Genomic DNA, 14,009 nt, shown 5'->3' with positions numbered 1-14,009 from the left:
ATAAATCAGACAGGAGTAGACTAGCGGGCAAGTTAGTTTAAATGAGAATAGTTATCATGAATGTGCTTTTCCCTCTGTTCGCGGTGATCATTTGGTCGGTCAATGCCGTGGTCAGTAAAATCTCTGCCACGGCTATCGATCCAGCGGCAATCTCTTTCTATCGCTGGTTACTGGCGTTAATCACTCTTACCCCTTTTTTACTCATGAGCGTGCTTCGCAACTGGTCGGCGATTAAGGTTTACTGGTGGAAACTGTTCATTCTGGGTCTGTTGGGTATGGTGTTGTATCAAAGCCTGGCCTATTACGCGGCACACAGCGTTAGCGCCCTGTTTATGGGGATTCTCAGCTCGTTGATTCCGTTGTTAACCGTATTAATCAGCATTGTCGTACTCCGGGTTGCTCCCACAGTAGGCATCGCTTTAGGCAGTATTTTATCGCTGGGTGGGCTGGTATGGCTGGTGAGCGCTGGCGATCCGGCTCAGTTACTGCAGCACGGTATTGGTAAAGGCGAGGCGATGATGCTGGCGGCGTCTACCTCTTACGCTCTGTATGGCGTACTCACCAAACGCTGGAATATTCAGCTACCGAACTGGCAATCTCTGTACATGCAGATTGTGTTTGGCGTGCTGTTGTTAATCCCTAATTTCCTGCTGGCAAGCGATGTGCAGCTTAACGCGCAAAATATCCCGTTGGTGTTGTTTGCCGGGATCCCTGCGTCAATTATCGCGCCTTACCTGTGGATTCACGGCGTGATGCGTTTAGGCGCCAATACCGCATCAATTTTTATGAATCTAACGCCAGTATTCACTGCCATTATAGCCGTGAGCTTCCTGCACGAACAGTTACACAGTTATCACCTGATTGGCGGAGGAATCACGCTGGCCGGTGTCATTCTGGCACAACGCCTGCGGATTCTACTACGTAAAGCTCCGACGCCAATTGTTGAAATCAAGGTTGAATCACCCCCCAATCGGCAAACGGATAAAAGCTAACTGATTAAAAATCATTCCATGCCTTCCGGCCTCAAGCTATTCTTGCTCAGGCCGAGACGGCATATTTCCATTCGCAATACCAATCAATGAAAACTGTTTTGCACTAGCAAAATGCCAACAAATGAAATCATCTGCAATACTATTATTTTTCGTTCTCAACCCTGAACATAGAAATCTAATATATTAGTTAATTATTTAATAAAATAATCACTTCTTGATAGCACCACTAATAATATTTAGCAATAGTATTATCTCCACTGAGAAATATGAGATGATGACTATGCCAAAAGTGACAAACTTAACGAATAACACACAACTGGTATTAAAGCCTCTCTCCGACAAAGTACGTAGTGGGTTTGCTTCAAAGTTCAAAAAAATCAATCAAGCATCTACGTCTCCCATGTTAAATCAAAGCCCCAAAAATCAGCACAAGACCACAGGCAATTCATTCATAAAATCAATAAAAGCATTTAACATATCACGGGAAAACAAGTCCGATAATATGGATAAATCAATCCATAACAACTATGCATTTGCAAAAAAAGACTGCACAGAACAACCATCAACCTCTTCAATAGATAACTCGTTACCAACAATAATCAAAACAAACAAAAAACTTGATGATGCAACCATCAGCGCGATAGGCAACGACATTGGAAACTGGCTGCAAGAGTATATTGATGCCCCTAAGAATCAAGAAATACATATTGGTTATCTGTTAGGTGAAATTAGCAATGAAAATAAAGACATTCACAAATATATAGAGCTACCTGAAATTTCAGGTAAAAATATCGTCAGAGTAAGGAATTTACCGCCGGAACCGGAAAAAATAGCCATGCTGATCAAACAAATATTAAAAGGTCACGGTAGCGGAACGCTATATAATAAATTAGATGTTGTCTTAAAACAAAATGGCGTACTGAACAAGGTATTCAAAATCACCAGAATGACCAAAGTGTTTAATAAACTTCTGGGTGGAGATATTAAAATAGAAGTGCGAAAGCATCCACTACCAATATCAACCATTGAAGAGCCTCAGTTAGAAATTAAAGAATTTATGCCAACTCAAGCTGACATTGATAAATTAAAAGGTGATATTGAGAATAGTTATAAACTATACTTAACATGCTCTCTACTCAGTAAAACCTTCAAAACATTATTAAATATAAGACTTAATAGTAATTACCAATCAGATATAAAAAATACCAACCTAATCAACCATTCGTTACCCCTTTCTAAAGCAGATATGCTCCAAGGTGACTACAAAACACTTGAAAAAAACAAAAAAAGCATTGACGACCATATTAGCACTCATTTCAGTAAATACGATGCTGATTCAGAAGCGTTGCTAGAATTAAAAAACCAGCCTCCACTATTACTGAGAAGTGAAATAGGATTGCAACCAATCATCTGGGATGCAGTAACCAATTTAAAAATACATAACTCCCCTAAAAGTTTTTGGGGGAAAGTCACAAAATTTATTTTCCCTAACAAATACGCCGCTCAGAAGGAGAAATATCAAAACATAAGGGATTCATTGCTTTATGTAGATGAATCAATAGATAAACTTAAAGATATAGCTACATTTGAAAATCTGGAAGATACGTCTTGGCTTCAGGATCTGGTGTGTACCCTATTGCTTCAGGCTACGCCTGAAAGATATTCCATTGGTTTCTTCAAACTCCCCTCACCAGAATATGTCGCATGGAAAGCAAAATTGGCTGAATGGTGTTGTTAATGAAAGGCGATGACCAAAGCCTACTCAGGCTACGCCAGTAGTTGATAAAAACTGCACCTTACTCAGTAGGATAGCCAACTGAGTAAGGTGCAGTTCAATGCACTATCGGATTTTTACTATCTTAGTTTAATCAAAAACCGGCCCACCACAACCGCAGTTTCATCCCCCACAAACTGGTCCAACCGCTGGTACTGCTGACCATTTCTCCGCGATATAAAATAGCGATTGTTGGAGTAACCCCTATCTGCCATTGGGCCGAGAGTTGCCCCGAAGGATCGTTGACTACCGGCAAGCGCTGACCTTTCTTTGCCAACCACTTTTCCACCTGCTGATTATCCCCGGAGCGCAACGCTACAGTCATCACATTTTCCCCTTGAGCAACCAAGGTGTTCACGCTAGGCGTAGTAAATTTACATACGCCACACCAGCTGGCCCAGAAATATACCAACAGCGGTTTTTCCTCACTCAGCGCTTTCAGAGACACCGGCTGCCCATCCAGAGCAACCAGTGATTCCCCCTCCCAGCTCGGTGGCGCCTGCGGGCTGCGCAGCCAATCCATAGCTACGGTCAGCGCCAGCACCACTGCCAGCAGTATAAGCAGCTCACGGCTCCAGCGTTTCAGCCGGCTCATTTTTCCGCCTGCGCCAGTTGCGCCTTAACGATTTCCTCAAGTTGATCATAGGATATTGCCCCTGGCACCATTTGGTCGCCGACTAACGTGGCGGGAGTTCCTTGAATACCCAGTTGATCGGCTAGACGCAGGTTAGTCCGCAATACGTTCAGACTTTGCTCCGTGGGTTCCACCGCAACTACGCCGGTTTTTTTCTCAGCGGCAGCGATACTCGCGGCATCATGGAAGCCTCTTTTCGCCATCAAGCGCTGATGAAACGGTAAAAATTGCTCCGGATGCTGCTGCCACAGCGTCAGAGCCACCTGTGCGCTGCGCACTGAACTTTCGCCTTTAAATGGCAACGGCTTGATCACTAAAGCCACCTGAGGATAAGTTTTAACGATCTTTTCCAAAAGTGGATCGAAGGTTTTGCAATACGGGCAGTTATAATCGGTAAAGGAAACTAGCGTTAACTTCGGTTTTTCCGCTCCCAAGCGCGGGCTACCTGGGTCCTGATACAGATCTTTTTCATGGGCTTTAATCAAAGTGCTCAGTTGCTTACCTTGCTCATCGTTAGCCTTTTGCTGCCACGCATTAACCGATTTCTCCAGAATTTCTGGATTAGAAATCAGAGTTTCGCCGATTAATTCTTTAATGCGCAGCTCTTGCTCCGGAGTAAAAGGTGCCGCAAATACCGGTGCAGTTATCAGGGAAAGTACCAACAGAGTGATAATTTTCATCATTTATTTCCTTTAGCGGTGGCTAAAACGTCTAGCAGGGATTCACGGCTTAACAGAGGGGACAACACCACGCCCTGCGGGCTATTTGGGCCATAGATTTGATTAAACGGCACGGCAACGCTGCCGCGTTTACGTAAGAACGCAGTCATCTCTGGCGAAGGACGCGTCCAATCACCGCGTAGAGCGACCACGTCATCCTCCATCAGAGCCTTTTGCACATCATCACGCATCAATACATTGATTTTATTAACTTTACAGGTCACACACCAATCAGCGGTCACGTCAACGAAAACCCGCTTATTTTCCTTCAGCGCCTGCTGAATCGCCGTTTCACTAAGCGGCTGCCATGGCACCTGATCGTGCAGCGGTTTACGCCACAGGTCTGCGGTTAACGCACCGACCAGCAACGCCACGCCAATCACTAACAGGCTGATGAGACTGACAATAGCGGCAATACGGACACCATAATGACGCCCAATAGCCAGCAACAGCGCCAACAGGAAAATACCGGCAATAATCAATGTCCAAAGGATGCCGATATGGCTGCTCAACAGGCTGATTAACCACAGACAGGACGCTAGCATTAGCAGGCCCAATATCCCCCGCAGATGGTTCATCCAGCGACCGGGGCGTGGCAGGCACAGCGCCAGTTTCGGCCAAGCGGCGATCAGCAACCAAGGCAAACTCATTCCGACCCCAAGCGCAGTAAAAATACCCCAAAGTGCTGGAAGCGGTGCAGCGAGCGCAAAGGCTACAGCCGTGCCGAGGAAAGGCGCGGAGCAAGGCGTCGCCAGCAGTGTCGCCAAGGCGCCTTGCCAGAAATGTCCACCCAAGCCATTGCCGCCCTGAGTCGCAATGCGGGTAGTTGCCGAGGAAGAAAGCCGCACTTCAAACAGACCAAACAGATTAGCGCTGAATAACGCCGTCACCAGCACCATAAAGCCGATAAACCACGGGCTTTGGAACTGAATCCCCCAGCCGAGGGCGTGGTTGCCAAGACGTAACCCGGTCATCAGCAACGCCAATAACCAGAACGAGAAAAGAATTCCCATCGACGAGAAAATAAACTGCAATCGCACGCTACGGCGGCTTTGGTTTTCGACCTGCAAAACCGAGCCTAACTTCATCGCCAGTACCGGGAGTACGCAAGGCATCAGGTTTAGAATCAACCCACCGGCCAGCGCCATCAAAATCCACTGCCAATAGGCGGTGACAGTATTAGGCAGCGAAACGCTATCCCCCAGTTTAACCGTGGCCTCCTGTGCTGCACCGCCGTCACTGATCACCAGCGTTAGATTTTTCCCTCGCAGATCTGGCGCGCGGTCTCCCCAGCCGTCGCTGGCCGGAACACGAACCACCAGTTTCTCGCCAGAAATGGCAATCACCGGTTTGCCCAAATCAGCATCTTCGAGAGTGTCAAAGAACAGTTCTGGCTGTTTCCAACCCGCACTGCGCTGAGCCAAAATCTGCACTTCGCCGTTGCCATAACCCGCGGTAATCTCATCCACCAGACCGCTGGTTATCGGCACCTGCCCTAGGGCTTGTGCAAAATCGTAGTCAAAACGCGGAGTTGTGTCGGTTTTACTTAGATCCAAACGGAAAGGATAATCCGTCAAAATACAGACATTGCTACAGGTTGATAGGGTCAGCGTTCCCGATAGCCCTGAATCCGACGCACCTGAAATCACTATCGGCAACGAGACATGCTGCTGATAGCCTTGAGTGGAGATTCCAGATACATCAAAGCGTTGCGGCGTTGGCCAGTGCCATGTCACCTGAGCAGGCGCATGATCCCAACGTATGGACGGTGCAATACCGCCTTCGCCCGGCGAACGCCAATAGGTTTTCCAGCCTTTTTCCAACGCGACCGACAGCAAGAGACGCGTATCGCCTTCGGCGGTAGGTTCGGCGCGCAGCCGTACCTTAGCATGGTCATTGAGCGGACTGATGAGCCAACCGCTATCCGCAGCCCACAGACTGGGCAGCCATAGCAGCGACAGACAGAACAAAGCTGTCTTGCAAATATTGCGCATTACTTTTCTCCAAAAATAGATTAATCACACCAAATCAACTGGCGGAGTCGCTATTCCCGGAAAATGCAAAATCGGAGGTGCACCCTTAATCGACTGGGTGAAATGGCGCGTCGTGGCGGAAACCGCATCACGCACGGTGAGATTGGAACCAATAACAGTAACAATAATCCCAAAGCAAAATACGTCAGCTCAAGCAGCACCGTTGGCGCGGCCAAGAGAGATTTAGCACTTAGCTCACAAGGTGCCGGTGACGCTTGCTCGTCGGCAACCGTCTGGCTCAGGGAAATCAGGCCGAAATTTTGTTCTAACGCGTGCATGCTGGCCATGCGCTGAGTCATACATACCAGTACGACCAGACAAGCCAGACAGAGGAACCATTTTGCAATGCGTTGTTGATGAACCATTTAAGCCCTATTTTTCGTTGTGTGCTCATCTTAGCGACATAATTCAGATTATCAATGCCCACAACATAAACATTCACTTAATAAAACCCTAGCCGGACTGTATTGATTGGACAAATTTACAGGTATTATAGCGCCAGCCTGCGCCAGTCGCCGGGTAACCATGATTTTATTCCTAGCGAAGGACGGGTGAAATGCAACCTTTGAACGGCCCCGGCGCCCCAATAGCCAGCGATCGCACCACAACTACTGTGCCGAACAAAACTAGCCCGTTAAACAGCGGTGACGATCAAGCGTTAACTCCGGCTCAGCGTACTACGCTGGAAAAGCTGATCGTCCGAATTATGGCACTAACGCCGGTAAAGTCGGCGGAAATATGGGCTACCCTACGCCACGATTTATCATTAACTAATACCGCAGAGCTGCTGGCACGACATTTTCAGCCGGCGGAACAGTTGCTGCAAACCCGTTTGGGTCAGGCGCAGGAAAATCACGCTAATCATCAGTTACGTCAACAGTTAACCGAACTACTCCCTCAGGGGAATAACCGTCAGGCAGTCAGCGACTTTATTCGGCAGAACTTTGGTCATACGGTGCTCAGCCAGCTAAGCCATCAGCAATTACAGCAAGTTTTCGTACTACTGCAATCCGGTACGCTGACCATCCCGCAGCCGCAGCTTGCCGCCGTAACCGATCGCCCGCTATTGCCCGCCGAGCACCAAAGCCTGCAATCGCTGGTCACCAAACTCAGCGCCGCAACCGGTGAACAGCCAGCTAAAATCTGGCAAGGACTATTTGAGATGATTGGTATTAAGCATACCGATCCGCTCCCCGCGCGTCATTTTCAGCTTATGAGCCAGTTCTTACAGACCAAAGTTGCCCTCAGTCAGCAAGTCGCGCCAACGCTAGTAAGCCTGCAAGCCGCATTGAAACAGCCAGTAGACAGCACTGAGCAGAAACTGTTAACCGATTATGCTCAGCATCGTTTTCAGGCCAGCCCAACCACACCGCTGACTCAGGCTCAGCTTAACGATGTCATTAACGTGCTGTTTTCCAACCGCTTGGATCGCGCCACAACGATACAGCGCAGCGACGAACAAGGCCCTATTCAGCCGATTTACAATCCGTTTATCGCCGCACTGCCTGCGCCGTTGCAACCTCTGCTGAAAAAGCCCTCGTTGGCCTTTATCGTTTTGATTATCGCCTTCGCCGTATTATTTATACTGTTTATCTGATGATTGGTTGGCTCAGGATTTCTCCTGAGCCCGCTACAGCAACATCCAGCCCACCAGCGCTCCCCATAGCAATAACGGCAGTGAAAATGCGTGAAACTTTAGCCAGATACTCGGTTCTTGGGCCATTCTTAAGGCAATAAGATTTGCCATGGAACCAATTGCCAATCCGAATCCGCCAATATTGACCGCATAAGCCAGCAAAGCGCTGGAAGGCACGTAATTCAATAACAGGATCGTCGCGGGCACATTGCTTATGATCTGCGACGAACCGATTCCAAGCAGATAAATCCCCGATGGTGGCAATCTACTGATACCACCAAATAGGCTTTGCAACGCCGGTAATTCTGTTAATAGCCGAATATCGATAAACATAGCCATAAACACAAAAATCAGGCTCCAGTCGATATAAAGCAATACCCGTCTTGCTAGCAGTAATAGTCCAATTAATACCGCCACTAACCCATAAAGTCCCCAGCCAAAATCGACGCTAACCACAAACAAAATATACAGCGCCAAACAACTCAGCAATAAACCCGATTGATATGGATATTCTGTAGTATCGCGACGCTTACTGATTTGACGAGCGGGGAAAAACAGCCAGGTCAGCCCAAATAACGTCATCAACATTGCCGCGGCCAAAGGCAGCATTTGCAGCGTAAAAGTTAAAAATGACAGCTCAGATTGACTCCACAGCAGGATATTTTGTGGATTTCCAATCGGCGTCAGCAGCGAACCGGCATTGACAGCAATGGCTGAAAAGATAATTAACCGACTCACTGGCAGCGATGACATTCTTTTTAAAGTCAGGATCAGCGGAACCACGATAAACAGAGCGACATCATTGGTGAGAAATGAGGAAAGCAAAGCCGCTGATAATACCAAAAACAGCGCCATATGCCGTTCAGTGTGGAGTTTATTAATTATCTTACGGCCAATAAAATCAAAATAACCGCTCACCTCTACGCCCTTGGTCAGCAGCATAAGCCCCAGCAAGGTAATGATGGTGGTCCAATCGATATAATCAGGGAAAGCGTGAACTTTCTCTGGCATCCAGAGACTCAGCCCAATCCCCACCAGCAGTAAAAGATGCAGCAGACGATCGCGTAAAAAAGGTTTAAATAAAGTCGTCAGGCCAGTGCGCAAAGATACAGATCCAGTCATAGAAAGCTTTGACCATCGAGGAAAATTAGCCTCAGCTTAACCGAGAGAGCCGGATCAGTAAAATACGGCAGGAGTACTCCCCTGCCGCGAATAGCCATTTAGATATGAGTATTTTTCTTCATTGCCTGTCGGAAATCGTCCATAGAGCAAAAACCTTGGGCATCAATTGGACAGCCTTCAATTTCCAACGTGACGCGCTCAGGCGGCGCTTGCAAACTCAGCGGCGTTTTATTGCGAATTTGTTCGGTTGAAAGATAGATATATTCAATCCTCATCAGATCTTTATTGTTTTTGGTGTCTTTCCAGCGTTCAAATACTACTTTTCCGCTAATCGGCGTTTTCTCATACTGATTAGGTAATTGATAGTCTTTGGTTTTCATCGCGGCTAGCAAAGAGGCAATATTTGAATCATGCCCTACCAGCACCGCTAATTTGGCTTGCTGCGCCAACTGCTCATTTGGCGTTTTCTCTCCCACCGGATCTAACGCAGCACTGATGAAATTAACCAGTTTCTCGGCGGCGTTATCCGCTATTGCCGGTGAACCAAATAAGGTTTCATGATATTGATTTTTTATTTCCTGCAATTTTTTCCACTCTTCCGGCGAAGTGATTCGCCCCCAAGCTACGTCTTTCAGCGGGAAACCTTCATAGTATTGCAGCATAAAGGCATCAGACGCGCCGGTGCCTAACTTCAGCGGCCCAGTAATTCCCGGTTCCTTATTTTGCACCAGTGAAATTACGTTGGGTTGCTCGCTCCAGTCACATTTTTTATCCTGCAAACAGGACGGCGAGTTTTTAAAATCCAATATCCGCGACAGTATTTGATAATTGGGCTGCAAGCGCTGATTCAGCCCTACTATACCACCGGGGCCAGCGTGCTGATTAATTGACGCTAAGGCCTGAGCTTTAAATTCGGGCGTCACATCCAAGGTAATGATGGGATTAAATACCGGGTCCATTTTGCCAATTTCTTTTTGGTGGTGCACCGGTACATTGCAGCCGGGGAAAGCCCCAAACAGGAAATGCTGAGCCGTATCTATAGTGCGTGGCAAGCTGTTGGCGTAGGTAAATACCTTGCCGTCTACCGGACAACCCTGTGCTGTCAGTAATTTATTCTGCACCAGCCACTCGCGGAAATAACCGCCGAAAATAGCCTCAACTTCCGCGCCTTTTGGCGTTAACAGACCACCGGGCGTTTCCCACTTCGGCCATTGGAACGGCGTAGCGCTAGACAAAATATCACCATAATTAACCAACGGCGCACGAATACCGTGGCGGCTCATTACCAATACCTGTTCCAACTGATAACCATTTTGTTCAGACCGAACATTATTGCCCTGCTCCTGCGCGAAGGCCACTTCTGTAGCAGGTAATAACAGAGCAAGTAAAGTTAATGATGCGGCGGTTTTCACTTTTATCATCCCAGGCTCCAAGGTTAAATTTATATAGTTTTAAGAACGTTATTTATTGATATATAAATATTACAGAGACCATCATAGTTCGGTACTTACGACAAAGGCGGAGCCTAATCACAGTTTTACGAATTACTCCGCGCTATCGGTCCACTCGGTTTATTGCACCCGGTTTTATTAAAAGAAAAATTCGCTCTGGCTGACAACGGCTTCACTTTTAGTACAGGCAGGAAAATAAATGAAAACTCTTGGTCTGATCGGGGGAATGAGTTGGGAATCCACCATTCCTTATTATCGCATTATTAATCAATATGTTAAGAAAAATTTAGGGGGTCTGCATTCGGCAAAGATCGTGCTTTATAGCGTAGATTTTCATGAAATTGAGCAGATGCAATCATCCGGTGATTGGCAGGCAGCCGGGCGTCTGCTGGCTGAGGCTGCGGTGGCGTTAAAAAAAGCCGGTGCCGAAGCTATCGTGGTATGTACCAATACCATGCACAAAGTGGCAGATGAGATTGAGGCGGTCAGCGGCTTACCTTTATTGCACATTGCCGACGCTACTGCGGCACAGATTAAGCATCAGGGGTTGAAAAAAATTGGGTTACTGGGTACCCGCTATACGATGGAACAGGATTTTTACCGTGGGCGCTTAACCGAAAGGCATAACATCGACGTCGTGGTGCCCGACGCTGCGGACCGAGAAATCGTCAATCGGATTATTTATCAGGAACTTTGTCTGGGTGAAATCAACGAAAAATCCCGAGCGGAATACCGCCGGATTATTGCCAAACTGGAACAACAAGGAGCCAAGGGTATTATTTTTGGCTGTACTGAAATTACCCTGCTGGTAAACGCTGAAGATGCTTCAGTACCGGTATTTGATACCACCGCCATTCATGCTCAAACCGCCGCTGAATATGCGTTAAGTTAATCGCTGGCCGCTAAGATCCACAAAAGCAAAAAATAATGTCTATGGGGCAACTAATTGCCCCAGCTTAGTTTTACTTTCTTCGTCTGTTATCACGAGAGTCGGTTATAAAGAGAAGAAAATCAATCCGGCAATACCACCGAATAATATCCATTTAATCAGATAGTAAACTCGTCGATTCCAGGCTTTTAATCGTTTACCCACTTTACGTATCGCGTAAATATACTTGAATAACCGATTCACCCCACCAGTACGATCTTCATCATTGTTTGGCGCGGTTGCGGCGCTCATTAAATTCCGACCAAACCAATGATTAACCCGCTGCGCCCAGCGATAACGCATCGGACGCTCTATATCACAAAATAAAATCAGCCGGTTCTCACCGCTTTTATTCTCGGCAAAATGCAGATAGGTTTCGTCGAACAATACCCCTTCCCCATCCCGCCAGCTATAAGGTTCGCCGTCCACTTCAATAAAACAGCGGTCGTCGTTTGGCGTAATCAAACCAAGGTGATAACGCAAAGAACCGGCATAAGGATCACGGTGGCGAGGCAAACGGCTGCCATCAGGCAATTCCGCAAACATGGCCGCTTTGACCGAAGGTAATCCACGCAGTAGTTCCGTCGTAAACGGACACAGACTCATCGCCGAGGGATGATTATCCTCATACCATTTTAAATAAAAACGTTTCCAGCCAGTTTTAAAGAACGAGTTAAAACCGGCATCATTATATTTATCCGAAGCCTTAATCTGCTGTATCGCCATCAAGGATTCGCCTTCTTCGCGAATCTTTTGCCAGTTGGCCTGTAATTGCTGTAATTCGGGAAAGGTTTCGGGTTTTAAATATGGCGTGTTAGGCACTTTAGAAAAAAGGTACATAAACACATTGAGCGGCGCCACAAAGGTGGAATGATCAGAAAGCTGTCGCCAAAAAGGATAGCGAGCTCGTCCGCGGTAATGAATGTAAAGCACGCAAAGTATAAATATCAGTAAAAACAGATATTTCATTGTAATGCACCCGTTCGTTTGAGCTCTATAAAACCTAAGCTTCTCGCTTTCAGACGAAAAGCCGTAAATGGCGTTGTGATATCGAAATAAAATAAATCCCTTTAATCATCGCAATGTTAACCAGAGCCTGACCCAGGAAATACTGAGTAGATCTTAATTCCCTTGTTGAGCATCGAGTTTCATTAGTGGCAAATCAGCGGGATTCTCCACCTGATACATCCTTGCAGTTAAACCTACTGCAAAGAATGTGAATACGGCGCTGGCTCGCTAAAAAAGCTTGATAGCAACTTACAGGTCTCGATGGCACGTCATAGCATCACCGGCGGCTTATTCAATCATCCATAATGTAAATAATTAGAATGAAAAGACATTCCCGATCAAAAGCCTCAATAACTATAGATATGGATTAAGAAAATAACCAAAGGGATAAATAGATAAAAAAAATCCCGAACTGCAATCAGCTCGGGATTCAATTTTAATCATTGTGAAAAATGATGGCGCAAAAGCCGCGGGACGGTTTATTTCTGGTATTTACGCATCACCAGAGTGGCGTTAGTACCACCAAAACCGAAGCTGTTGGACATAACCGTCGTCAGTTCACGTTTGGTTGGCTTAGTGATGATGTTCATCCCTTCGGCTTTCTCGTCCAGATTTTCGATGTTGATGCTCGGCGCAATAAAACCATGCTCAACCATCAGCAAGCTAAAGATAGCCTCATGAACGCCAGCGGCTCCCAGAGAGTGACCGGTCATCGCTTTGGTAGAAGAGATTGCCGGAGTGTTGTCACCGAAGACTTCACGAATCGCGCCCAGCTCTTTCACATCGCCAACTGGCGTAGAAGTACCGTGCACGTTCATATAATCAATTGGGGTATCGACACCTTGCATTGCCATTTGCATACAACGCACTGCGCCTTCGCCTGATGGAGCAACCATGTCTGCGCCGTCTGAAGTTGCGCCGTAACCGACGATTTCAGCATAGATATGTGCGCCACGGGCCAATGCGTGCTCCAGTTCTTCGACTACGACCATGCCGCCGCCGCCTGCGATAACGAAACCGTCACGGTCTTTATCGTAGGTACGAGACGCTTTTTCTGGCGTTTCGTTGTACTTGGTGGACAGTGCGCCCATCGCATCGAACTCACAGGCCATTTCCCAGCACAGCTCTTCGCCACCGCCGGCAAAGACCACGTCCTGTTTGCCGAGCTGAATCAGTTCAACCGCATGACCGATACAGTGAGCAGAGGTCGCACAGGCAGAGCTGATAGAGTAGTTCACGCCCTTGATTTTAAACGGCGTAGCCAGACATGCGGAAACGCCGGATGCCATAGCTTTGGTCACCATGTACGGGCCAACGCCTTTCAGGCCGCGCGGAGTACGCATGGCATCGGAACCGGCAACCTGGTTACGTGGTGAACCACCGCCAGAACCGACTACCAAGCCGCTACGGAAGTTGGAAACCTGCTCTTCGGTCAGACCAGAGTCTGAAATTGCTTCCTGCATAGCCAAATAAGCGTAAATCGAGGCGTCGCTCATAAAACGCAGCACCTTGCGATCGATCAGATCTTTCGGCTCAGACTGGAGTTTTACATCGCCCCAAACATGGCTGCGCATACCTGCGTCTTTAAATTCCTGAGCGAAAGTAATACCAGAACGACCTTCCTGCAGAGATGCCAGGACCTCCTGCTGATTGTTACCAATGCTGGAGACGATACCCAGGCCAGTAATCACTGCACGCTTCATTTAATACCT

General features: G+C 47.3%; 12 protein-coding genes. 4 read left to right on the top strand and 8 right to left on the bottom strand.

Annotated elements, in window-relative coordinates; all coding sequences use genetic code 11:
* The first annotated feature begins 56 nt into the window (after positions 1-56).
* Positions 57-992: a DMT family transporter gene (locus AD970_RS03755; protein WP_049596996.1), complete on the top strand. Its 936-nt coding sequence runs from the start codon at positions 57-59 to the stop codon at positions 990-992.
* A gap of 271 nt (positions 993-1,263) precedes the next feature.
* Positions 1,264-2,730, top strand: a complete 1,467-nt coding sequence (locus tag AD970_RS03750; RefSeq protein ID WP_049596995.1) for a hypothetical protein — start codon at positions 1,264-1,266, stop codon at positions 2,728-2,730.
* 130 nt (positions 2,731-2,860) lie between these two features.
* Here AD970_RS03750 and AD970_RS03745 read toward each other — a convergent pair whose 3' ends face one another.
* From AD970_RS03745 to AD970_RS03730, 4 genes are read right to left on the bottom strand one after another with little or no spacing between them, the layout of a single operon-like run.
* Positions 2,861-3,361 carry a protein disulfide oxidoreductase gene (locus AD970_RS03745; RefSeq protein ID WP_049596994.1) on the bottom strand — a complete coding sequence of 167 codons (501 nt, stop codon included), beginning with the start codon at positions 3,359-3,361 and terminating at the stop codon, positions 2,861-2,863.
* The gene (locus tag AD970_RS03740; protein ID WP_049596993.1) at positions 3,358-4,080 is read right to left on the bottom strand and encodes a DsbA family protein; all 723 of its coding nucleotides are present in this window, start codon (positions 4,078-4,080) and stop codon (positions 3,358-3,360) included. The genes AD970_RS03745 and AD970_RS03740 overlap by 4 nt, the downstream gene beginning before the upstream one ends.
* Positions 4,080-6,113 (bottom strand): protein-disulfide reductase DsbD family protein, encoded by a 2,034-nt coding sequence (locus tag AD970_RS03735; RefSeq protein WP_049596992.1) that lies wholly within the window; start codon positions 6,111-6,113, stop codon positions 4,080-4,082. Before AD970_RS03735 ends, AD970_RS03740 begins: the two co-directional genes overlap by 1 nt.
* Positions 6,114-6,163: 50 nt before the next feature.
* Positions 6,164-6,517: a hypothetical protein gene (locus AD970_RS03730; RefSeq protein WP_049596991.1), complete on the bottom strand. Its 354-nt coding sequence runs from the start codon at positions 6,515-6,517 to the stop codon at positions 6,164-6,166.
* Positions 6,518-6,708: 191 nt separating this feature from the next.
* On the opposite strand from AD970_RS03730, the gene flk reads away from it, so the two are divergent.
* Positions 6,709-7,749, top strand: coding sequence for a flagella biosynthesis regulator Flk (gene flk, locus AD970_RS03725; protein ID WP_049596990.1), 1,041 nt, complete (start codon positions 6,709-6,711; stop codon positions 7,747-7,749).
* Positions 7,750-7,782: 33 nt separating this feature from the next.
* On the opposite strand, the gene AD970_RS03720 is transcribed toward flk, so the two are convergent.
* Both AD970_RS03720 and agp read right to left on the bottom strand, forming a co-directional pair.
* The gene (locus AD970_RS03720; protein ID WP_049596989.1) at positions 7,783-8,910 is read right to left on the bottom strand and encodes an SLC13 family permease; all 1,128 of its coding nucleotides are present in this window, start codon (positions 8,908-8,910) and stop codon (positions 7,783-7,785) included.
* Between the two features lie 98 nt (positions 8,911-9,008).
* Positions 9,009-10,331: a bifunctional glucose-1-phosphatase/inositol phosphatase gene (gene agp, locus AD970_RS03715; protein WP_049596988.1), complete on the bottom strand. Its 1,323-nt coding sequence runs from the start codon at positions 10,329-10,331 to the stop codon at positions 9,009-9,011.
* Between the two features lie 229 nt (positions 10,332-10,560).
* Between agp and AD970_RS03710 the strand changes: the two genes are divergently transcribed.
* Positions 10,561-11,253: an aspartate/glutamate racemase family protein gene (locus AD970_RS03710; RefSeq protein ID WP_049596987.1), complete on the top strand. Its 693-nt coding sequence runs from the start codon at positions 10,561-10,563 to the stop codon at positions 11,251-11,253.
* 102 nt (positions 11,254-11,355) lie between these two features.
* Here AD970_RS03710 and lpxO read toward each other — a convergent pair whose 3' ends face one another.
* Both lpxO and fabB read right to left on the bottom strand, forming a co-directional pair.
* Positions 11,356-12,258 (bottom strand): lipid A hydroxylase LpxO, encoded by a 903-nt coding sequence (lpxO, locus tag AD970_RS03705; RefSeq protein WP_049596986.1) that lies wholly within the window; start codon positions 12,256-12,258, stop codon positions 11,356-11,358.
* Positions 12,259-12,776: 518 nt separating this feature from the next.
* Entirely contained in the window at positions 12,777-14,000 is a 1,224-nt protein-coding gene (gene fabB, locus AD970_RS03700) for a beta-ketoacyl-ACP synthase I (protein ID WP_049596985.1), read from the bottom strand.
* Positions 14,001-14,009 lie beyond the last annotated feature (9 nt).

The organism is Yersinia nurmii, assembly GCF_001112925.1.
GTDB lineage: Bacteria > Pseudomonadota > Gammaproteobacteria > Enterobacterales > Enterobacteriaceae > Yersinia > Yersinia nurmii.
Note: the sequence above shows the minus strand (reverse complement) of the source record. Positions and strands in the feature narration are given on the sequence as shown.

Excerpts from the sequence above, each read along its gene's own strand:
- AD970_RS03755 (WP_049596996.1), top strand. The coding sequence starts at position 57 with ATGAATGTGCTTTTCCCTCTGTTCGCGGTGATCATTTGGTCGGTCAAT.
- AD970_RS03750 (WP_049596995.1), top strand. The coding sequence starts at position 1,264 with ATGATGACTATGCCAAAAGTGACAAACTTAACGAATAACACACAACTG.
- AD970_RS03745 (WP_049596994.1), bottom strand. The coding sequence starts at position 3,361 with ATGAGCCGGCTGAAACGCTGGAGCCGTGAGCTGCTTATACTGCTGGCA.
- AD970_RS03740 (WP_049596993.1), bottom strand. The coding sequence starts at position 4,080 with ATGAAAATTATCACTCTGTTGGTACTTTCCCTGATAACTGCACCGGTA.
- AD970_RS03735 (WP_049596992.1), bottom strand. The coding sequence starts at position 6,113 with ATGCGCAATATTTGCAAGACAGCTTTGTTCTGTCTGTCGCTGCTATGG.
- AD970_RS03730 (WP_049596991.1), bottom strand. The coding sequence starts at position 6,517 with ATGGTTCATCAACAACGCATTGCAAAATGGTTCCTCTGTCTGGCTTGT.
- flk (WP_049596990.1), top strand. The coding sequence starts at position 6,709 with ATGCAACCTTTGAACGGCCCCGGCGCCCCAATAGCCAGCGATCGCACC.
- AD970_RS03720 (WP_049596989.1), bottom strand. The coding sequence starts at position 8,910 with ATGACTGGATCTGTATCTTTGCGCACTGGCCTGACGACTTTATTTAAA.
- agp (WP_049596988.1), bottom strand. The coding sequence starts at position 10,331 with ATGATAAAAGTGAAAACCGCCGCATCATTAACTTTACTTGCTCTGTTA.
- AD970_RS03710 (WP_049596987.1), top strand. The coding sequence starts at position 10,561 with ATGAAAACTCTTGGTCTGATCGGGGGAATGAGTTGGGAATCCACCATT.
- lpxO (WP_049596986.1), bottom strand. The coding sequence starts at position 12,258 with ATGAAATATCTGTTTTTACTGATATTTATACTTTGCGTGCTTTACATT.
- fabB (WP_049596985.1), bottom strand. The coding sequence starts at position 14,000 with ATGAAGCGTGCAGTGATTACTGGCCTGGGTATCGTCTCCAGCATTGGT.